This window comes from Syntrophotalea acetylenivorans (assembly GCF_001887775.1).
Lineage (GTDB): Bacteria > Desulfobacterota > Desulfuromonadia > Desulfuromonadales > Syntrophotaleaceae > Syntrophotalea_A > Syntrophotalea_A acetylenivorans.
The window spans coordinates 1,111,350-1,132,886 of sequence record NZ_CP015519.1; the positions used below are offsets into that span (position 1 = coordinate 1,111,350).

Below are 21,537 nucleotides of genomic sequence, written 5' to 3' on the forward strand. Positions count from 1 at the left end.
GCTGGATGAAGCTGTAGAGGACTACTACTTGGGACCTCGGGCGCGCCAAAGCCACCAACCAGATAAAACCAGCAGCACAGCGGGGAGCAAATCACCGTAGCGGGTATAAAAACTCGGGCGGGCGCCGAGACCGACCTCTCCTCTGAGAGCCAATCGCTCAAAGAGTGGTGACTGGGTAGTGATACGCCCAGAGGGGGAGATCAATGCAGAGATACCGGTATTCGCGGCCCGTGCCAGCCATACGCGGTTTTCCACGGCGCGAAAGCGGCACATGGCCAAGTGCTGATAGGGGGCCGAGGAACGGCCGAACCAGGCATCGTTAGTGATATTAACCAACAAGTCGCTACCCCGGCGCACGTATTCGCGAGCCAGCTCGGGAAAGATCCCTTCAAAACAGACCAATACGCCAAGATGGTGACCGTTCATGGGCAGAGGGCTGATGGTGCCAGGGGCGAAATCGCCGATCCCCACCACCAGCTTATCAATAAAGGGCAAAAAGCGGCCTAGTGGCACATACTCGCCAAAGGGCACAAGATGAACTTTGTCGCTGCGGCCAAGCACCCCGCCGTCAGGACCCAGGAGAAACGCACTGTTCAGGTTTCGGGGTCGGCGGTTAATCACTTCGAAGGCCGGGCTGCCGAACAACAGATAAGCGCTGCTGGCGCGAGGTACATCGGTCACCGCCGCCGACAAGGGGCCGCCCTGCTGAAAGTAGAAGGGCATGGCGCTTTCCGGCCAGATAATCAGCTCAGAATCATCGCCATCCTCTGCAGGCAAGGACAATTGGCGATAGATATCGACGGTGCGTTGCTGATAGGCCGGGTTCCATTTCACCGACTGATCGATGCAGCCCTGAGCCAGCACCGTGGTCAGGGTGTGCTCCCGCTCGTCGGGCTGGCTGGCCAGCCGGAGAGTGCCGTAGCCAAGGTTTGCCAAAAACAGCAGCGCCGTCGCTGTCACTGCAATGCGGGGAAAGTCCCTCCGAACCCCCTGGCCCCGTGCCTGCCAGAGAGCCGCGAGAGTGGCATTGCTCAAGATCAGCAAAAAACTCAAGCCATAGGGGCCGCATAAATCAGCGGATTGAATCAACAGTAAATGGGATTGCTGGGAATATCCGAGGGTCGCCCAGGGAAAACCACTGAGCAGAAACGAACGCAGAAACTCAAGGGCAACCCAGAATACAGGCAGTGTCAGGGTTGGTGCCAGACCGAGCCGTTGCCGAAAACGGCTGGCAGCCCAGGTTGCACCACCAAAAAAGAGTGCCAGATAGGCAACGAGCAGCAGATAGGCCACCACCGACAACACCGGATGCAGGCGGCCGTAGGTGGTCATGACGATATTGAGCCAATAGAGTACGAGACCGAAAAAACCAATCCCGGCCAAAAATCCGCTGCGAAAGGGACGCCGCTCCATGACCACAAACAGTGGAACCAAACCGAACCAGGCGACGCTGGCCAGGTCGGGGCGGGGGAAAGAGAAGGCCAGCAACAAGCCGGCAAACAGTGACCAACAATCGGTCTTATCGATCGGCAGGCGCCTCAAGACCCTCAACATCAGGATTCCATCTCTTCATTTTCCGACAGATGTCTAACGCGCACTTTGCGCAAGGTGCGCTCATCGCATTCCACAACGGTGACCGCCAAGCCGTTGGCAATCAACTGTTCATTCTGCAACGGTACCCGGCCAAGCAAATCGACCAGCCAGCCTCCCACAGTGTCAAATCGCTCTCTGGGGATCGAAACTTCAAAGTGGGCCGCAAAGTCCTCGATGTTCAACCGGCAGTCGACCAAGGCCCAGCCTTCTTCTTCCGCGGTTATCCATTCCTCTTCCAAATCGTATTCGTCCTTAATATCCCCAACGATCTCTTCCAACAGGTCTTCAATGGTTACCAATCCGGATGTGCCGCCATATTCGTCGATGGCGATGGCCATATGCACACGGCGGGTGCGAAACTCTTTAAGTAATTCCTCAATTTTTTTGGTTTCAGGAACAAAAAATGGAGTGCGTATCACAGATTGGACCCGCACCTCTTCATCAGTGACTCCCCAGTATTTAAGCAAGTCCTTGGCATAGACCAACCCGACGATGCGATCGGTGGTTCCTTGATAGATAGGAATCCGAGAATGCCCCGAAGCGATGATCGCCTCAAGCAGTTCGGAAACCGTCGTTTCAGTACTGCAACAGACCATATCCGTGCGCGGGACCATGATTTCACGCACCATGGTTTCGCCGAATTCGAAGATGGAATGAAGCATTTCACCTTCGTCTTCATTAATAATGCCTTCCAATTCGGAAGCATTGATGACCTCTTGCAACTCTTCCTCGGAACGCACCCGCGGCCTGCCGAACAAAAGGCGCCTCAGGAGGTTCAATTTCGAAAACGCGATATCGCCGGAACTGTCACTGTCCAACTATTGTTCTCCTTTTCGTACTGAAAGAAACCCACACCTGCGGCCATTGCAAAGCGGATCAGCTGAAAAACAGGTAGAGCAGAGCAGTCGTTACCACACCGATCAAAGCCCCCACCAGCACCTCTATGAAACTATGAATCTTCAGGAAAACCCGGCTCTGGCTGAGCATTACTGCCATGGCCAACACCAGTAAACTAAGCAGGTAGCCTGCTCCGGACATAATGGCCGATGTCGCAACGGAAAATGAGAAAGCGGCATGGCCGCTGGGCATGCCGCCGTGTAAAGGACTGCCCTGGGGGCTACGGGTTTTGATCAACACGACCAGAATGGTTACCACCAGCACCGAAACGACGGCCAGATTCCCGGGCGGACGGGCCAACAGGGGAACGCCCTCCCCTTCAAGGGGAAAGAAATAATTGGACAGAGCCAGGTAGCCCATAACCGCAGCGCCTATACAGGCCATAAGAACCGCCCCGGCAGCAACATCCTTGGCCCGCCGGGCCATGGGATGGTACTCGGGAGAAATCATATCCACTACCACCTCAATAGCGGTATTAAGAAGTTCGGCAAAGAACACCAACACCATGCCGAACACCAGCAGAATAAATTCAAGGGAGGATACACGAAATAACAGGGCGGCCACCAACACCGCCACCGCAACCAACAGGTGATAACGCAAATGGCGCTGGGTGCGGGCCGTCCAGAGAATACCTTCGATGGCACAGTTGAAACTGGCCCAAAGTCCGGTCGGCTTCATGAGCAACCTCAGAGGGTAGGTAGAAATTCGGCCTGGATAGAAGCGAACAGAGTTCGCTCCTTTTCCTCCATGCAGCGAGCATCTTCTTCGCTTCCCCGTTCATGGTCATAACCGAACAAATGTAAAATTCCGTGCAAGAGCAAGAAATAGAGTTCGCTTTCAAAGGCCAAGTCGGCCTCGGCCGCATCACGAGCAGCGGTATCGGCGGAGATGACCACATCCCCCAGCAGTTCGGGATGAAATTCTCCACCCTCTCCTTCTCGCATGGCAAATGATATCACGTTGGTCGGCCAGTCGCGCTGCAGGTAGTCGCGGTTGATCTCTCTGATCTGGGGATCGTCGACGATCACCACGGAAAGCTCGCCGTCAGGACATGCCAAGTCGTTTAAGATCTTCTGTGCTACCTTTTTTAGGTTCGCTTCCTCTATCTTTTGATTCTTTTGCCGGTTCTCCAGTTGAATCATCGCTGCTTTTCCTTTTGCCCTGTTCTTTTTTAACGGTTTCTTTTTTTGCCGGCTCTTTGTCCCGTTCTTTATGTACCGGTTCCGGATAATCAATACGGTGGTGAAAAATACCGGACAAAATACGGTTGAAGCTCTTGGCAATATTGTGCAAGTCCTTGAGGGTCAGTTCACATTCATCGAGTTGACCGTCAATAAAGATATTGTTGATGATCTTCTGTACCATGCCCTGTATTCGGGCCGGAGTCGGATCTGTCAACGTCCGGCTGGCGGCTTCAACGGCATCGGCCAGCATGATCAAGGCTGCCTCCCGGGTCTGGGGCTTGGGACCGGGATAACGATAATCACACTCGTCAACCTGTTGCGTTCCGGGCCCGGATTGATTCTTGGCCTTGTCATAGAAAAATTTTATCAGAGCGGTGCCATGATGTTGGTGAATAATATCAACAAGAGTCTCACCAAGCTTGCTTGCGCGAGCCGTATCGACGCCATCCTTGACATGGGACATGAGAATCAGAGCGCTCATGGATGGCGATAACTTGTCGTGCCGGTTCTCCTGGGCGCCGATATTTTCGACAAAATAAAGAGGCTTACGAATCTTGCCGATATCATGGTAGTAAGCCGCAACACGCGCCATTAGGGGGTTGGCATTGATGGTTTCAGCCGCGGCCTCGGCCAGGTTGCCGACAATAATGGAATGGTGGTAAGTGCCGGGGGCTTGAATCATCAATTCGCGCAACGCCGGAGTATTCATATTGGCCAGTTCAAGGAGTTTGATGTCCGTAGTATACTTGAACAGAGTTTCCGCCAATGGTACCAAACCAGTAACGAGAACCGCACAGAAAAAACCACCGGCAAGACCAAAACCGGCCTTGTAGAGCAGTTGACTATTCAGGCCGTGACCGGCCATGAGATGAATACTCAGCACCAGCAACACATTGACCAGCGACAACTGCAAACCGGCCTGATAAAGGGTGCTGCGCACCAGACAGTGGCGCACAAAATGGGCCGCGGTGAGGCTGCCGATCAAGGCGTAAATCGTAATAAAGAGGTTGTTGCCGAACATAATCCCGAGTAAGGCGGCAAAGATCAGAGAAAAAATCAATGCCACTTCGGAATTGAGCACGATACGCACGAGCATTGCCCCCACTGCGAAAGGGAAGGCATAGTAATAGCTGGTTGAGCCGATATAGGGAAAAGCCGTTTCCATGGCCGCACAGATAAAAATGGCCAGTTTAATCAAGATAAACAGCCCGATAAAAACCATCACCAGAAAGAGCAGATCTCGGGTATTTGGCCGATACTTGCTGATATTGCGCTTGGCATAGCGATGACCGGCAAACAGCAGTAACAAAATACCAATCAGCAATCCGGTACCGTTAAGTAGTCCGTGATGGCCTCCGCTGATACCACGCAGGGCCTTCAGCTTGCGGATCTGATCTTCAGTGACCCGCTCCCCTTCCCGCACGACCATTTCACCTTTCTTTACCTGAAACAGCACCGGTTTAACCAGTTCGCGAGCACGGCTCCGTCGTTCTTCCGTCTCGCTCTGATTAAAGGTCAAATTGGGGCGCATCAAACCCTTCATCAGGTCAAACAACAGGTCCCTCTCGGCACCGGTCCAATCGTTGTTCTGCTGCAGACGAGCGGCCAGCAGGTTGTGAGCATCACCGATACCGATCACCTGAGTAGCATCCTGCAGCGTCTTGTCCGTCTGACTGACAAGATCGCGAACCACGATGGCGCCGCCCCAACCTGACTCAAAGACCTGCTTGTTGCCAACGGTGAGGCGAGCCATGATCGGCGCCACCAATCGCTGCAATTGTACCTCAATGCCGGGTCGGGCGGTTAAACTCGCCATCAGCACAAGCTGATCGGCACTCAAACCGGCCAACGGCGCAAGGTCATTATCTTTGGTCGTCCCTGCTTCATCGGGGCTTTTTTCCTGCACCGAGCCAGCTTGAGCCAATAGGGCCATCAGGCGCTCAGTCAGCTCAACAGCGGTACGCGGATCAAAGTCATAAAGGGGCAAGATAGCTTGAGCTGCCGCCTCTCGTTTCTCTTCGGTCAGAGGCACATCAGGGACCAGCAAATCTCTTGGCGCCTTAATATCCCTGGACGCAACATCTCCTGGAGAATAATAGCCAGGAACGAAGCCCCCTTTAGGGATAATTATCACCGTTAAAAGCAGGGCCAGAACAACCATTAGCAAATAGCGCTGCTGATGCTCTGAAAATATTTCTTTAATAGAAGGATGCAGGACGAAGGAACGCTTGCCCTTGCGGGAAATGCCTTCCTGTTTGCGGTCGTTATTGGTCATTGGTCTTTCTAGAGTCGGAGACGCCGGATTGACGCTGCTCCGCGGCAGAAGAAGAACGCTGATAGGCCTTTACAATAGCCTGGACGATGGGATGCCGAACCACGTCGCGATCAGTAAATTGAGTAAAACAGATCCCCTCGGTACCGCGCAGTACACGAGTAGCGTCGATCAGGCCCGAATTACGGGCAACCGGCAGATCGATCTGGGTGATGTCTCCTGTGATAACGGCCCGGCTACCGAAGCCGAGTCGGGTCAGAAACATCTTCATCTGCTCTACAGTAGTATTCTGAGCTTCGTCAAGGATGACAAAAGCATCGTTAAGGGTACGTCCGCGCATGAAAGCCAACGGTGCCACTTCAATGACTCCCTTATCGATCAGTTCCTGCCCCTTATCGTAATCCATCATATCAAACAGAGCGTCATAGAGAGGCCGCAGGTAGGGATTGACCTTCTCCGCAATATCGCCGGGCAGAAAACCGAGCCGCTCGCCGGCCTCCACCGCCGGACGCACCAACACAATGCGGGCCACTTCCTTTTTAAGCAAAAAGGAGACTGCCATGGCCATCGCCAGGTAAGTCTTGCCGGTCCCTGCCGGACCGATACCAAAAACAATATCGTTGCCGCGAATGGCATCGATATAGCTCTTTTGGGCCAGACTTTTCGGTGCAATACGCTTTTTCCGTGCGGAAACACCAATGGTGTCGAGGAAAATATCTCCGAGGCGCGCCCGAGAATCGGCGCTGAGAATCCGCACCGCATAATCAATATCGGTGGGATAGAGGGGATAGCCCTGGCGCAACAAGCCGTACAGCTCCCCCAGCAGTCGCTGGGTCAACTCGACCTGGGCGGGATCGCCCTGAATGGAAAGATCGAACCCCTTGGAGTTAATGGATACATCCAGGGTCTTTTCGATCTGCTTAAGATGTTTATTCGCTTGACCGAACAGGAGATTGGCCAGTTGCTGATCGTCGGCGCTAAAGCTCCCGCGGATAATTCCGTTACTCAAAAAGGGTCCTTTTTTGATGACGTCGCAAAAACTCAGCAACTGCTGCGTTGCAGCAATTGCTCTCGTCACTGCAGCGTACCTGGGTACGCCTCATCCCTCGACAATTGCGCGCCTTGCACTTTACATTTTTTCTTAGCCATTCACCCTTTTTGCTTTCTTGGGAAAAGCATTTTTCCGGGCAAAGTTGCTGGCCTCTTCATAGCACTGCCACCGTGTAAAATCAATTCTTTTTGTACCTGAGCCGATACACCAGAAGGAAATTTTTCTTTCATTTTAGTTATCCTATGCTATATATACGCACTTGTGTGGCCGCTGGCCGAAATAATTTTTCATTAAATAAAAGAGGATTGTCATGAGTGAAATCGTCGATATTTATGCCCGGGAAATTCTGGATTCTCGAGGGAACCCAACCATTGAAGTCGAAGTCATCTTAGAAAGTGGCGTTATGGGCCGGGCCGCAGTACCGAGTGGTGCGTCGACAGGTGAACGAGAAGCCCTGGAATTGCGTGACGGCGATCCGTCCCGCTACCTTGGCAAAGGCGTCGAAAAAGCTGTTGCTAACGTCAACGAAATTATTTCGGAAGCGTTGATCGGCTGGGAAGTCACCGACCAGGTCGGTATCGACCAGAAGTTGCTTAACCTGGATGGCACCGAGACTAAGTGTAACCTGGGTGCCAATGCCCTGCTCGGCGTCTCCCTGGCCTGCGCCCGCGCTGCCGCTGAAGAAGTTGGTTTGTCTCTTTACCAATATATTGGTGGGACCAACGCTCGCGAGCTGCCCCTGCCGATGCTGAATATTCTCAACGGCGGCGCTCATGCCGACAACAATGTCGACATTCAGGAATTCATGATCATGCCGACCGGGGCCGACAGCTTCCGCGAAGCCCTGCGCATGTCCACCGAAATCTTCCATGCCCTGAAGAATGTCCTCAAGAACCGCGGTTACAACACCGCCGTCGGTGACGAGGGCGGTTTCGCCCCCGACCTGAAGAGCAATGAAGAAGCTCTGGAAGTAATCATGGAAGCGATCAAGTCCGCCGGCTACAAGCCGGGCGACGAGGTGGTTCTGGCTCTCGACGTAGCAGCCTCGGAACTCTTCCAGGACGGACACTACCTGCTCGAAAACGAAGCCCAGCCGAAAAAGAGCCCGGCCGAACTGGTCGATTTTTACGCCGACCTGGTCGATCGCTATCCGATCATCTCCATCGAAGACGGCATGGCGGAAAATGATTGGGACGGCTGGAAGCTGCTGACGGACAAACTCGGTGAGCGCATCCAGATCGTCGGCGACGACCTGTTCGTCACCAACACCAAGATCCTTCAGGAAGGCATCGACAAGAACATCGCCAATTCGATCCTGATCAAGCTCAATCAGATCGGCACCCTGAGCGAAACCCTCGACGCTATCGAAATGGCCAAGCGGGCAGGCTATACCGCTGTCGTCTCTCACCGAAGCGGTGAAACCGAAGACACCACCATCGCCGACCTGGTCGTAGCCACCAACGCCGGTCAGATCAAAACCGGTTCGGCTTGCCGTACCGACCGCGTCTGCAAGTACAATCAATTGCTGCGCATCGAAGATGAACTGGCGGAAAGCGCCCGCTTCAGCGGCCGCCAGGTGTTCTACAACCTGCGCCAGAAGTAGATCCTGCCGAAACGCACAACAGGTCAAGGGACCGCAGCATGCTGCGGTCCCTTGACCTGCCTTCAGAACTACCCCCTGCCCAATCACTTTTCCAAAAACAATATTGAATCCAGACGTTTCAGAGAAGGTGCGGTGTGACATCGACCTTGGCTCATAATCGACTGGCCACCAACCATAATGAAAGAGGACCAGACAAAAAGCCTGGCCCTCTCAAAGATGCAAGTAAACTCACAAAAACATTCAATCAGTGAAGCCTGATTGAGCTACAGATCAATTCAGGGCTTTCGGCAGTCCGGCCGCAGGTCGTGCAGGTAAATTCGGCCTTTTCTCTAATGCTGTCGCACATCGAGGACGCATCGCCCGATGCACCGCAGTAAGAGTGCATGTTTTCAACCGAAACGGGAGAACAAAGATGGGTTTGCTCTTTGCTGACCACACCACATTTTCCGCATTCGTACAGTTTGGTCATAGCTATATATCCTTTCTAGCCGTCAAAGGCATCCTTCTATCACGATAGTTAAATTCTACCATGACCGGTCTTTCCTTGTCGATCCAGTGACATGGTGAATATATCAGGCAAAATCAATAGATGGATTGTTCACTCTCCTACGGTAATTGACGATGCCATAGGGCAGAAACTTCACCAGAACCTCTCCGCGATCCGAATCTGACTAAGAAAACACTCCCGCAAGCCATTCAGCTTGTCTCTGCATGGGACCATCATCTAATTTCTGCCGAAATGCCCCACCCGCAGCGACAAATTTTCCTAGAGAGACAAGAGCATCCTTAAAGTCATCGACCATGGCGGGTGGTCCTTCGACATTCTCCAGAACTTTCTTGACCGATAATAATTCTGATTGCCAATCCGCCCTACCCTGCTTACTGTAATCTTTGGGGAAATTTGCATAAAATTCATGCAGATTTGACCTCAGCAGCTCAAATATATTTTCGCTTAAGGACATTTTCCATTTCAGACCGTTCTCCATTGAGCGTACAATATGGCGTTCAGATATCTGATCGGGGCTTACATGTTCTGAAGCCACTAAATACAACACATAGAACGGGCTCATGGCCAGTTGGCAAACGGTTTCTTCGGTAAGTTTTACCATCGTCAAGCTATCCTTTCGACTACCGGTAATTGTCCAAACACACCAGACATTCAGCAACTTTTTGAGTTTATAAACAGGTTAAAAGCAAGGACCAGTCCAGAATCACGTGGACAATTGTTAAAAATTTGAAATCGCCCCCTAATACAAACCTAACAATTATCCTCTAAGAACATTTGGTTTTTTGTGTTGGCCATTATCATGCTGGAATCCGTCGAAGTTTCCAGTATTGTTTCCTTAGTTGGAAGTTAAAATCTGGCTGAACAGATACTGGCTATTCTCTTAATTTTTTCGCGGCAAGGAACCCACGGACCTGAGCCTGCTTTACAGTCGCCACAAACCACGGTTGTTTTCAGTCTGTGATTCTCTGAACTTCTTCTGGGACCAAGAGACTGAAAATACGTAACGAAGGCCGAAAGGACAGTACAAAAATCATGAGCACTGAACTTCTTCTAATCGGGGTCGGCATCCTCGCCGTAATCGCAATTCTGGATATTATGGTCGGGGTCAGCAATGATGCGGTAAACTTCCTTAATTCATCGATTGGTTCCCGGGTAGCACCCAGAGCAACCATCATGGTTATCGCCAGTTTCGGTATCATGGCCGGCGTAACTTTTTCTAGTGGCATGATGGAGGTAGCCCGCAAGGGAATTTTCCATCCTCAGTACTTTACCATGCCGGAATTACTCACAATTTTCCTGGCGGTAATGATCACAGACATTATTCTGCTAGACCTTTTCAATACTTACGGCCTGCCCACTTCAACCACGGTCTCCGTGGTCTTTGAACTGCTCGGTGCCGCTGTAGCCGTGTCATTGCTTAAGATCATGCAGGCCGGCGAGAGCTTCGCCAGCATTGCCCAGTACATCAACTCGGCCAAGGCAATCACCATTATTATGGGGATTTTGCTCTCAGTTGCGATTTCATTTGTCCTGGGTGCTATCGTGCAGCTCCTGACCCGTCTACTCTTCACCTTTGATTACCAGAAGCGCCTCAAGCGCTACGGAGCTCTTTGGGGCGGTGTAGCAATGTCCTCCATCGCCTATTTTATTCTGGTCAAAGGAGCCAAAGGCGCGTCCTTCATGACCAAGGAAAATTTGCTTTGGATCAAGAGCAACACTCCTCTGCTGCTTCTGATTATCTTTCTTGTTTCCGCTATCTTCCTGCAAATCTGGCAAATGCTGCGGTTTAACATTCTTAAACCGATTGTTCTGGTCGGCACCTTCGCTCTGGCTATGGCCTTTGCCGCCAACGACCTGGTCAACTTTATTGGCGTCCCTCTGGCCGGCTTCCAGGCCTTTAAAACCGCCACAGCAACAGCCAACCCCCTCACTGCGACCATGGGCGCCCTGGGCATGAAGGCTCAGGCGAACACCCTGTTCCTCCTGTTGGCCGGCGGTATCATGGTCCTGACCCTGTGGCTCTCGAAAAAAGCCCGCACGGTTACCGAAACCGAGCTCAGCCTCAGTCAACAGGATGAGGGCAATGAACGTTTTGAATCGATCTTTCTCTCCCGGGCGCTGGTCCGCCTGGTGCTGCACATCTTTGAAACCGCCTGCCTGATCATCCCCAAAGGCCTGCGCAGCGTTATCAGCCACCGACTCGACACCCGTGCTGCTGCAGCCCATCTTGGGGGAGATGAGCGTCCCTCCTTCGACCTGCTGCGGGCCTCGGTCAACCTGATGGTCGCCAGTGCCGTTGTTTCCTATGCCACCTCCAACAAGCTGCCCCTTTCGACCACGTATGTCACCTTCATGGTCGCCATGGGCAGCTCCTTTGCCGATCGGGCCTGGGGCCGGGATAGTGCCGTCTACCGTGTAACCGGCGTCCTCGCCGTCATCGGCGGCTGGTTCATGACAGCCATCATCGCCTTTACCTTTGCCGGCCTGTTTGCCACCATTATTTTTTACGGAAAAGGCTTTGGCGTTCTCTTCTTATTGGCCCTTGCCGGCAGCCTGATCTGGAATGCGCATCGCAAACACCGCAGCTTGTCCCAAGAGGCGGAAAAAGAAACGGTCTTTAACCTCAAGTCGATCGAAGATCCGCAGAAAAGTGTCGCGACGACCTTCGAACATATGGCCTTTTTGCTTAAAGAGATCCGCTTGTCCCTCGATTCGTCTCTGGATGGCCTCTTTCAGCAAAGTCCGGACCGCCTGCGAGCAGAGCGTAAAAGATTAAGCAAAATCCAGCAGTGGTCCAATATTATCAGTGCCAATGTTTTCAAGGCGATGCGCCTGCTTGACCAGAAAAATCTTGCGGTGACTCATAAATATCCTCAGACCGTTCGACGTCTGCAAAAGCTCACTGACGGGCATCGTGATATTGTGCTCCGCGCCTATACCCATGTAGGCAATCATCACAAAGGACTACTTCCGGTACAGATAAAAGAACTGGAGCAGGTACGAGAACTGCTGGACCAAATCCTGCTCGAAGTGGAAGAAACCTTTAATCACAAACAGACCGCAAACCTCAGCCGACTTACGGCAAAAGATCGTCAATTGCGGGACCTCGCTGCCGAACTCAACATTAAACAGGTGGCACGAATTCAGGACAGCGCCTCCAAAACGCGCTTGAGCATCCTTTATTATGCAATTGTCGGTAATGCGATGATGCTTTCCAAACAGAATCTGGAACTGCTGGAGATTTTCAATCTTTCCTTTGGAGAAATCGAGGAAACTCTCTAGAAAAGACCGAAAGCAAAGTTCTCTTAAAACTAAAACACCTCCGATCCAATACAGAATCGGAGGCGTTTTAGTTTGAGGTTTCCATATTTTCAAAAGTATTGCCCATTAGATTTTTTGCACCATCAAACCGACTCTGTGATAGAGTGCTAATCTAAAATTTTAGGTAGAGTTGCCCCGAACAAAAATGAAGAGTGATGAACAGGATCTCTAAAACTGTTGATCATCGATTTACCCCTAGCAAACTAGCGTTTCGGCGATAAATAAAACCGGCTTAATGCACATTGTTTCCCGAACATGACCAGGAATATTTCCCATGCCCAAGACTGCTGCCAGCATTGACTTTGATCCGCGGCTCAGGGACAACCCACGCGTCCTGTTGCGCAAATTCCTTTGGACCGGTCTGCTGTGTCTGACCGCTGTTCTGTTGTTGGCAACCTATGGTGTTTATCGAGCCTACAGTTGGCGCCTCATTGAAAGCGCACATACCGAGGCAAAAGCCACCTGTCAGGTGCTGCTGGTCAAAGAGAAAAAACTGCTGATCGATATTAATGAAAAGGGCCACGCTGAACTGAAACTAGAAGACTCCGAAAAGGCCAACTTTGGAAAACGCCTGCACAAATACTTTCAGCCTTTTGCCATTGATTTTATAAGAATCTGGGATTTGCAACGCCGGGTGGTCGATCACACTGGAGATGAAAACAATACCAGGCAAACTGTTATTCCCCCGGCGCTGGATAAGTCCCTGGCAGGGGAAAGTTTCTCGTTTCTAGGCAAAGAAAGCGATATCGGTCTCGGGGGAAAGGATAGAGAAAAAGCGACAAACCAGGTAATCAGCTTTCTACCGATTTGGGGGAAAAACAAAGAGGTTCTGGGGGCTATCGAGATTCGGCGGAGCATCAAAAGCTACCGCGCAAAGATCCGCCGTGAAGTAGCCTTTTTTGCCCTATCGCTGGGAACAGCGCTCCTCGCTCTATTCGGCTGCGTTTATTTCCTGGTGGTCAAAGGCGCGAATCGCCTGACCCAAACCCAGCAGATCCTGCATTTATTAGCCACAACCGATCCCTTGACCGGCCTTTATAACCGCCGAGAAATCTTTGCAAGGGCCAGTGACATTTTTTCAAAAGAACAGGAAAGCAAGCCGCACAATACACTACTGAATTTTGGGCTTCTGATACTCGATTTTGATAATTTTAAAAGAATCAATGACACCTATGGTCATCCCATAGGCGACCGGATTCTGCAGGAGTTGGCAAGCCGCCTTCAAGCCGCTTTACGCCCCTACGACATTTTAGGGCGAGTAGGCGGCGAAGAGTTTATGGTCGTACTGCCAGAAAGCAACCTTGAGCAGTGTCAGGACATAGCGGAACGTTTATGCAAAACAGTGCGAGACAACCCCTTTGAAATAGACGGGTTGCTGGTTCGCGGTTCGATCAGTATCGGCGGAGCCACGGCCCACCCTCTGGACCGGGAATTGGAGGCCGTACTGCAAAGAGCCGATAAACGACTCTATCAGGCCAAAACCCGTGGCAAAGATCGCGCATCCTGGACCGATGATGCGGTATGTAGCTCCCGCCTGTCGGAGCTGACAAATATTTAGCAGTGAAAACTGCAACCGAAAGCACCGCTCTGTCAACCGCAACTTCCGCACATGCGTAAAAACTTACAGTGATTGGCGCCCATCCAGACAGCACCATCCTGCAAAATCCGCAGGCAAAAGTGATCCAGCTGGTATGCCTCTTAATTAGTAAGAGACTGAATAGGCGCAGGAATTCTACCGCCCCGGGCAATAAAGTCCTCAGAACTGAAGTTATGCACCGGCATCACCGGAGCACTGCCGAGCAGGCCGCCAAACTCCACCATATCCCCTTCTTCAGTTCCAGGTGCAGGGATTATGCGAACGGCTGTAGTTTTCTTGTTAATCATGCCGATCGCCATCTCGTCGGCGATAATCGCGGACAGAGTCGCCGCTGAAGTATCGCCGGGCACGGCAATCATATCGAGGCCGACGGAACAGACACAGGTCATGGCCTCGAGCTTGTCCAACGAAAGGGAACCCCGCTGTACGGCACGAATCATACCCTGATCCTCGCTCACGGGAATGAATGCTCCGCTCAAACCGCCTACAGAAGATGAGGCCATGGCGCCCCCCTTTTTGACCGCATCGTTCAGCAGAGCCAGAGCAGCGGTCGTACCATGGGTCCCGCAGCTTTCCAATCCCATGGCTTCCAATATCGCCGCCACGCTGTCGCCGACGGCCGGGGTCGGTGCCAATGACAGATCGAGAACCCCGAATTGGGCGTTGAGCCGGCGGGCTACCTCCTTGCCGACCATCTCGCCCATACGGGTGATTTTGAAGGCGGTCTTCTTGATACATTCGGCGATATCGCCAAAAGTCGGATTATCCAAGGCGCGAACCGCCGCATTGACCACGCCGGGGCCACTGACCCCGACATTGATGACACAGTCCGGTTCGCCGACGCCATGAAAAGCACCGGCCATAAAGGGATTATCTTCAGGAGCGTTGGCAAAAATGACGAGCTTGGCGCAACCGATGCCTTTACGATCGCCGGTCAATTCCGCAGCCTGCTTGATAGTCCGTCCCATCATAGCCACGGCATCCATATTAATACCGGCCTTGGTGGTAGCCACATTTACTGAAGCGCAAACTTTTTCCGTCGAAGCCAGTGCCTTGGGAATGGAATTGATCAGATTCAAGTCGCCGTGGGTCATGCCCTTCTGTACCAGGGCACTGAAACCGCCGATAAAATCAACGCCTATTTCCTGTGCCACACGATCAAGGGTCTCAGCTACAGAACTGTAGTCATCGGTCTCGCAACTCTCCGCGGCAATGGCGATAGGGGTCACGGAAATCCGCTTGTTAATCACCGGAATGCCGTAAAGGCTTTCGATCTCTTCGGTCGTCTGGACCAGCTTCTCAGCGCAGCTCAGAATTCGGTTATAGACATTCTTGTTGAACACCTTGATATCTGGATGGCTGCAGCCACGCAGGCTGATGCCCATGGTGACAGTACGGATATCAAGGTGCTGATGGGAAACCATGTTGATGGTTTCAAGGATCTCTTCAGGATGGATAAGCATGGCCGACCTCCTCAGATCCTGTGCATGAAGCGGAATGCATCTTCATGCTGAACATTGATTTCGACACCCAAGTCCTTACCGATGGCGGACATAGCTGCCTGAAAAGCTGCCAGATCAAACTCCTCTGCCTCAACCTCGGCAAGCATAATCATGGTAAACAGATCGCTCATAGTAGTCTGGCGAATATCGGCGATATTGACACTGTGTTCGGCCATCACCCGGGTCACCCCCGCGACAATACCTACCCTGTCCATACCGATAACCGTAATAACAAAACGACTTGCTGACATGTTCATTCCTTTTCTAGCTGATATAGCTGTATTAAAAGCCTGATAAGCGAAAGAGTCTATTACTTGATGTGCTAACTGCAGTCCAACAGAACGGGACAGTTATCCCTTATCCAGTCCTTCACTAATCATTTCAAAGATTTGTCATCACCCAGGACAAGCAACAAGGCAACGCTCAGGAGTTGCCAGCGGGCAAATGATTCAATGTATAAGCTGTTAGCCAATGCTGACGAAGATTAAACACATTGAGGCGCCCTGTCAACCGCCCACACACCCTGACAGCAGAAGTGCATATTTCGGTTCAGGCGGAAAGAGATCGAATCGTGTCGCGGAGGTTGGCATCAGGATCATGCGCGGAGGGGAAAAGACAACGGACGCCCCGTTGACTACCAGGGCGTCCCGATCAAAAAGACGAACTTAATCACCGCCCGCGATATTCTCATAGCCAGTAAACATGGCCTTCAGATGCGAGCCGAGGGTGTGGCCGGTAGTGATCATGTAGACATGAACTATCAGATACACAAGAAAGGCAAATGCGCCAATGGTGTGCAAAACCGCTACGGTGGAAAGGGTCCAATTCCAACCGAATTGGGGCCAGCGATTATAGTAATAATAAATAAACCCCGTCACCATCTGAAAGGGGACCAGAAGCGAAACGATACCAAGGTAGGTGATACGCTGCAATGGATTGTGTTTGACCCTCTCCGACTTGGGCACGGGATGAGCCTCGCCACGAAAAATTCCAGAGGTGTAGTAACGGATAACTTCGAACATTTTGGAAAATGTAGGCACGTAGTGCTTCCATTCACCGGTGGTAACGATCCAGAAGACAATGAAGGCATAAAGAACCAGCCAGGCCCAGGCACATAGGTTATGTACAGCGAAAGCGGTCTCGAAACCCAAAAGCCGATAAACGCCATGAACTTCAAAACCGGTGACAATCAGCAGCAGGATAAGCATGCCCTGCATCCAGTGCCAAAAACGCTCAAAGCGGGTATAGAGATATAGTTTAGATATGGTCATGGCAGCCCCCTACTCCCTTTTCTTTCCTGAAACCAACCGCATCAAACCGTGGCCGGCCACACCCAGCAACGCAAACGCCACCGCCAGCCAGCCGATGGTGTCTACCAGGGGTTGCCGGTCTCGCCCGGGCATGTAAAAACCGCTCAAAGTGGCAAGTCGCCCCTGCTCCGCATGGCAATCGACGCACTGCAAAGAGTTTTCAGCCGGAGCCACCATGTGAGTAATGGGATAATGGTATTCGGTCTCGACAAATCCATATTCGCCGCTGTAATCCAGCTTTGCCGCCTGCATACCGGCAGCAATAGCCTGGTTCCAGTCGTAGCTCTTCCAATAGGCGGACTGATCCTTACCGAACAGGTGCGGAACGGCCATCGTACTGTTGCCCTTATCGTAGGGTTGCTTACCCCGATGTACCTTAAAAGGCGTAATCCGGGAATCGGCATCGTCTTTATCACCCAGCACCCGATTGAGTTTGACTACCCGGGTGGCGTCGATCGTGTCCGTTAACAGCAGATAGTCCATGCGACCGTTGTACCAGAAATATTCCGGAACAACATCCTTCTCCCAGACGAAGCTGCCCTTTTTGGTATCGTAGGAAGGTTTGCCTGATTCCCCCTTGACCTTATAGGGCTTGCCGTTTTTCTTACGCCCGGCCTGGGACCAGTCCCATTGCATCTTGGTCGGGATAACCCGGGCAAAGGCCGGGATATGACAGGTCTGACAGGCCACCTTATCCGTATGGTCGTTGGCCTTATGACCCGACCTGTGAGGTTTTTCCGTGTGGCAGGATTCGCAGGAGATAAGTTTGACCAGGTCGTCCTCGATCAGGCTTTTGCGTTCGGTAAAGGCCGGCTGTTTGTAGGTGCGGCCGGAGATAAAATGAGCCTCTGTTGTGTGGCAGCGCTGACAGTTAAAATTACTACCCTCGGCGTTCATATGCACATCAAGGTCACGGCTGGGATTGAACAGGGAGGAATCGAGATCACCATGTTTGACTGCGTCTCCGCCGCCGCCAAAGAAATGGCAAACTCCACAGTTTTCACGGGAAGGCCGACCGACGGAAGCAGAAATAAGTCGATAATCCGGCGGCACAAATGTCTTTTTGCCGAATTTAGTCGCTTCCTTTACCGGGTAACCGGCCTTGGTAGGAAATTTTTTATAAGTACCCGTCCGTTCATGGCAAACCAGGCAATCCACCTTTTCTTCGCTGCTAAAGTCGAAGGAGGCATCCTTCCAGCCATAACCCACATGACAGGAAGTACAGCGCGGTTCATTGGAGTGGATGGAAATACAAAAGTTATTAAGCGTCAGGCCATTCTTGCCCATCAGCCCTTCTCCGTCAGCAGGGTCTTTCCAGGTCCAATGAATGGTCTGATGGACCTGGTGGGCGGCCTCGTTATGACAGGAGAGACAGGCTTTTGTAACCTCTTCCGGCGATTTGAATTCCTGCTGCAATATAGGGTGGGCGCTATGATCGGCCGTCACCCAGCGAACCGGTTTAGAAGAGACTTGGCGAGCCTTGACCCGACCAAGAGCCACACCACCGTCTTCGGCTTTATCCACGGCTGCTTGCATCCCGGCAGGAAATAAACCAACTGCAAGCAGGCAAAAAACCAGAGGCAAGAAGCCCCAACTCCCCATCCTTCGCCAGAATTTATTTCGCATGCAACCTCCCCAGACTCTGCAACAGGTTCTCAAGCAGTGCACTTGCTGACCGACAACATCGTGGAGTCGAGTCTATCAGCCTTTTGTGAGTTCAGACAACAAAAAACACAGTTGTTTTTGCGGTTATTACAAGGGCAATTTACAAAAGAAATCATAAACGTGTATTGTATCAATGCCCCATATTTTATTAATGTATAACCAGACTGACAGACGAGATTGGTCAAGAGATATCGAACATTTTAGATACAAGGGTACGAATTTGCAAAAAAAGGCCCCACTCTCACACTCAGCCGCGTCCAGTCGGCAACAGGAGGTTCTTCAATGAAATACGATATGATTCACACCTGTATTCGGGTCATGGACCTGAAAAAATCGGAACAATTCTACCAACAAGCCTTTGGCTTCGAAATCTCCCGACGAAAAGACTTCCCCGACTACAAATTCACCCTCTCCTATCTGCGTAGCCCCGGTGGCCAATTTGAACTAGAGTTGACCTGGAACCACGACCAAACCGAACCCTATGAAATAGGTAACGGCTATTCCCATCTGGCTGTGGGTGTCAAAGACCTTGAGACTTCTCACAAACGCCACGAAGCGCAAGGTTTCAACCCCAAGCCTCTCAAAGGGTTGGCGGGCGGTGAAGCGAAATTTTATTTTATTGCCGACCCTGACGGTTATCTGGTCGAAGTAGTTAGAACCTGACTATACCTTCAGACCGACGCACAAAAAAAAAGGGCGAGACCGGTAAACGGCTCGCCCTGCGTTTTCAATTTATAATTTTACCAATCCCCCGATTCTGTTTTATGGCAAACAGAGCCGGGATCAATTACCCCTTCAGCGGCTTCACTGCTGGGCAAAAGCATTCATGTTTCTAAAGGCTGGTTGTAGCGCGGCGATTCAAATGATCGCTCAAACCCTGTCTCTGAAACGGACTGCCCCCCCTAGGCTTTCTTCACAAACTCCGACTTCAACTTCATCGCACCGATACCATCGATTTTGCAGTCGATGTCGTGATCACCATCCACCAGTCGGATATTTCTTACCTTGGTCCCCACCTTAACAACTGCCGAGGATCCCTTAACTTTGAGGTCCTTGATCACCGTCACGGCGTCGCCATCTTTAAGCTCATTGCCGTGAGCATCCCGAATTACCTTTTCGGTTTCTTCCGTTTCGGCAACACTATCTTTCAGCCACTCGTGGCCACATTCCGGACAGATGTACATCTCCCGATCCTCGTAGGTATATTCGGAACCACACTTTGCACAACTGGGAAAATCACTCATTCAAAAACCTCCTCCACGGAAAGGCTGCCAGCCTTCTGCAACTTTTTCATAAAAAACCGACCTGCGGCTTCATAAATGAGCGACTGCACACTGCAACGGTCTAAACAAATTGCTGGCCAAATTAAGGATACTGGAATCTTGTATTTGAAAAATTGATCTAGAATATAGTGCCGTAGTTATTCCTTGTCATCATAAATATCATTTTGGAAACATTGAACAGCCGGCGCGGAGAAGAAGAGAACCTCAAAAAGGATACTCTGAGACCGGGGAATATTGGCAAGGGAACTAAGAGAGCCAACGCCCAATTCTGTCAGAATTGCAGAGCAACAAAGTTGAACCACATGCTTTCCAGAATACCTCAAGCGAGATCTACGCTCCTTCAGGACCATCCACCTCCTTGAGCGCCACCATCACCTGTGGACATCTTCTTATCAAACGGTAAAATTTATACACAATCGATAAACCGTGGGCAATCGGACTAAGATTTTCTCTTCCGCTAAACCCCGGTCGAGGCTCCCATAATGTGTCTTCCCTCTTACTCCTGCCCGGTGCCGGCCAGGTTGGTCAATGACGTTACATACGCACCATCGATAAAACCGGAAAAAGCTTCAAATAGTCCGCCAGGTAAGTCCGAAGATTTAAAAAGTTTTAGCATTCAGATAGGTTTAAGCGCTTAAGACAACATGGGGATTACGCCATGAAAGTTTTTCTTAGTTGGTCTGGACAAAGGGCGCGGGCTCTCGCCGAAGTGCTCAGAGATTGGCTTCCGGAGGTTCTGCAGGCTGTACAACCCTGGTTATCACCCGAAGACATCCCCTTAGGACCCCATTGGGCTTCTGAAATTGCGCACAGGCTCGAGAATGCTGATGCCGGCATCATTTGTCTTACGCAAGAAAATGTCCATCCACGATGGCTAAGATTTGAAGCTGAGGCGTTATCTTCAAGCTTGACGGCACCTCTCAGCATCTATGCTCTTGATCTCATCCCCGCCGATATCGGTGGACCTCTATCTCCGTTTCAATGTGCCATAGCAAAGAAAGAAAGTACCTATAGATTGATCGATTCCCTGAATACACTTTCAGGGAAATATATGATGACCGAAGAAAACTTAAAAAGGGTTTTTGAAATTCAATGGCCTGTTCTTGAAGACCTATTACGATCAGTTTCAGAATTAAAAACAGAAGAGAAAGATAATAAAAAACACAAGTCATTCGAGGAAAAATTAGACGAAGCTCTTGACTTGCTCCATTCTCTCTGTGCCTCTAATAGCCCAACATCGACCCAATCGGGGCGTAGCCAAACGTTGCGACCAAAAATATTCCATTCTCAACCAAGGGTTTTTGTTAGCTCTTCAATCGAAGGTCTTCATATTGCCGAGACCATTCAAGCCGATTTAGAAGCCATTGCAGAATGCACAATATGGACCCAGGAGATTTCAAGCGAAAACTTTGAAAATATTGTAAATATCGCAGCTGACTTTGATTACGCCATTATTGTGCTCACAGTTGATGACATCCTGATTAAAAATGAAACCGAAAGACTTGGACCAAGAGATAATATCGTCTTTGAACTTGGGCTATTCACGGGAACCTTAGGAAGAGCCCATACTTTCATGGTTCTATGTAAGGACGATCCGATACACCTCCCATCGGACTTAGTCGGTGTTACGGTTGCGATGTATTCAAGACGATCTGCCGACAATCTAAAGACTGCCCTCGACCCGGTTTGTATCCAAATTAAACGGGCAATGGGCGTTGCATAGACAAACTGTTTATGAGTATATGCTCAAT

Annotated in this window: 19 protein-coding genes; 5 read left to right on the top strand and 14 right to left on the bottom strand. The window is 51.1% G+C overall.

Features of this window, described 5'->3' with window-relative positions:
• Positions 1–24 precede the first annotated feature (24 nt).
• The 7 genes from lnt to A7E78_RS15575 form a co-directional block, all read right to left on the bottom strand.
• The gene (gene lnt / locus A7E78_RS05090; RefSeq protein ID WP_072283220.1) at positions 25–1,554 is read right to left on the bottom strand and encodes an apolipoprotein N-acyltransferase; all 1,530 of its coding nucleotides are present in this window, start codon (positions 1,552–1,554) and stop codon (positions 25–27) included.
• On the bottom strand, positions 1,554–2,351 hold the full coding sequence (locus A7E78_RS05095; RefSeq protein ID WP_235606798.1) for a hemolysin family protein: 798 nt from the start codon (positions 2,349–2,351) through the stop codon (positions 1,554–1,556). Before A7E78_RS05095 ends, lnt begins: the two co-directional genes overlap by 1 nt.
• 118 nt (positions 2,352–2,469) lie before the next feature.
• Entirely contained in the window at positions 2,470–3,168 is a 699-nt protein-coding gene (locus tag A7E78_RS05100; RefSeq protein WP_072283222.1) for a diacylglycerol kinase, read from the bottom strand.
• 8 nt (positions 3,169–3,176) lie between these two features.
• A complete protein-coding gene (ybeY, locus tag A7E78_RS05105; RefSeq protein WP_072283223.1) occupies positions 3,177–3,632 on the bottom strand; it encodes an rRNA maturation RNase YbeY in 456 nt (151 codons plus the stop codon).
• Positions 3,535–5,949 carry an HD family phosphohydrolase gene (locus A7E78_RS05110; protein WP_072283224.1) on the bottom strand — a complete coding sequence of 805 codons (2,415 nt, stop codon included), beginning with the start codon at positions 5,947–5,949 and terminating at the stop codon, positions 3,535–3,537. The genes ybeY and A7E78_RS05110 overlap by 98 nt, the downstream gene beginning before the upstream one ends.
• Complete coding sequence (locus A7E78_RS05115; protein ID WP_145924849.1) at positions 5,939–6,955, bottom strand: PhoH family protein; 1,017 nt, start codon at positions 6,953–6,955, stop codon at positions 5,939–5,941. The genes A7E78_RS05110 and A7E78_RS05115 overlap by 11 nt, the downstream gene beginning before the upstream one ends.
• A 140-nt stretch (positions 6,956–7,095) precedes the next feature.
• A complete protein-coding gene (locus A7E78_RS15575; RefSeq protein ID WP_256359857.1) occupies positions 7,096–7,227 on the bottom strand; it encodes a hypothetical protein in 132 nt (43 codons plus the stop codon).
• An 80-nt stretch (positions 7,228–7,307) separates the two neighbouring features.
• Here A7E78_RS15575 and eno point away from each other — a divergent pair, with 80 nt between their 5' ends.
• Positions 7,308–8,600 (top strand): phosphopyruvate hydratase, encoded by a 1,293-nt coding sequence (eno, locus tag A7E78_RS05120; RefSeq protein ID WP_072283225.1) that lies wholly within the window; start codon positions 7,308–7,310, stop codon positions 8,598–8,600.
• Between the two features lie 244 nt (positions 8,601–8,844).
• On the opposite strand, the gene A7E78_RS05125 is transcribed toward eno, so the two are convergent.
• Positions 8,845–9,069 carry a hypothetical protein gene (locus A7E78_RS05125; protein WP_072283226.1) on the bottom strand — a complete coding sequence of 75 codons (225 nt, stop codon included), beginning with the start codon at positions 9,067–9,069 and terminating at the stop codon, positions 8,845–8,847.
• Between the two features lie 202 nt (positions 9,070–9,271).
• Positions 9,272–9,709 (bottom strand): hypothetical protein, encoded by a 438-nt coding sequence (locus A7E78_RS05130; protein ID WP_072283227.1) that lies wholly within the window; start codon positions 9,707–9,709, stop codon positions 9,272–9,274.
• Between the two features lie 431 nt (positions 9,710–10,140).
• Between A7E78_RS05130 and A7E78_RS05135 the strand changes: the two genes are divergently transcribed.
• Together A7E78_RS05135 and A7E78_RS05140 are read left to right on the top strand one after the other, a co-directional pair.
• Positions 10,141–12,390, top strand: a complete 2,250-nt coding sequence (locus tag A7E78_RS05135; protein ID WP_072283228.1) for an inorganic phosphate transporter — start codon at positions 10,141–10,143, stop codon at positions 12,388–12,390.
• A 313-nt stretch (positions 12,391–12,703) separates the two neighbouring features.
• A complete protein-coding gene (locus A7E78_RS05140) occupies positions 12,704–13,987 on the top strand; it encodes a GGDEF domain-containing protein (protein WP_072283229.1) in 1,284 nt (427 codons plus the stop codon).
• A gap of 140 nt (positions 13,988–14,127) precedes the next feature.
• Here the strand turns inward: A7E78_RS05140 and A7E78_RS05145 are convergent, their stop codons facing one another.
• From A7E78_RS05145 to A7E78_RS05160, 4 genes are all read right to left on the bottom strand, one after another.
• The gene (locus A7E78_RS05145; RefSeq protein WP_072283230.1) at positions 14,128–15,489 is read right to left on the bottom strand and encodes a PFL family protein; all 1,362 of its coding nucleotides are present in this window, start codon (positions 15,487–15,489) and stop codon (positions 14,128–14,130) included.
• A gap of 11 nt (positions 15,490–15,500) precedes the next feature.
• Positions 15,501–15,779 (bottom strand): ACT domain-containing protein, encoded by a 279-nt coding sequence (locus A7E78_RS05150; RefSeq protein WP_072283231.1) that lies wholly within the window; start codon positions 15,777–15,779, stop codon positions 15,501–15,503.
• Positions 15,780–16,193: 414 nt separating this feature from the next.
• Positions 16,194–16,799, bottom strand: a complete 606-nt coding sequence (locus A7E78_RS05155) for a cytochrome b/b6 domain-containing protein (RefSeq protein ID WP_072283232.1) — start codon at positions 16,797–16,799, stop codon at positions 16,194–16,196.
• Between the two features lie 9 nt (positions 16,800–16,808).
• Positions 16,809–18,374: a tetrathionate reductase family octaheme c-type cytochrome gene (locus tag A7E78_RS05160; RefSeq protein WP_083553193.1), complete on the bottom strand. Its 1,566-nt coding sequence runs from the start codon at positions 18,372–18,374 to the stop codon at positions 16,809–16,811.
• Positions 18,375–18,785: 411 nt separating this feature from the next.
• Between A7E78_RS05160 and gloA the strand changes: the two genes are divergently transcribed.
• Positions 18,786–19,166 carry a lactoylglutathione lyase gene (gloA, locus tag A7E78_RS05165; protein WP_072283234.1) on the top strand — a complete coding sequence of 127 codons (381 nt, stop codon included), beginning with the start codon at positions 18,786–18,788 and terminating at the stop codon, positions 19,164–19,166.
• Positions 19,167–19,405: 239 nt separating this feature from the next.
• On the opposite strand, the gene A7E78_RS05170 is transcribed toward gloA, so the two are convergent.
• Positions 19,406–19,747 carry a zinc ribbon domain-containing protein YjdM gene (locus A7E78_RS05170; RefSeq protein ID WP_072283235.1) on the bottom strand — a complete coding sequence of 114 codons (342 nt, stop codon included), beginning with the start codon at positions 19,745–19,747 and terminating at the stop codon, positions 19,406–19,408.
• A gap of 697 nt (positions 19,748–20,444) precedes the next feature.
• On the opposite strand from A7E78_RS05170, the gene A7E78_RS05180 reads away from it, so the two are divergent.
• Positions 20,445–21,509, top strand: coding sequence for a TIR domain-containing protein (locus A7E78_RS05180; protein ID WP_072283237.1), 1,065 nt, complete (start codon positions 20,445–20,447; stop codon positions 21,507–21,509).
• The last annotated feature ends 28 nt before the right edge of the window (positions 21,510–21,537 follow it).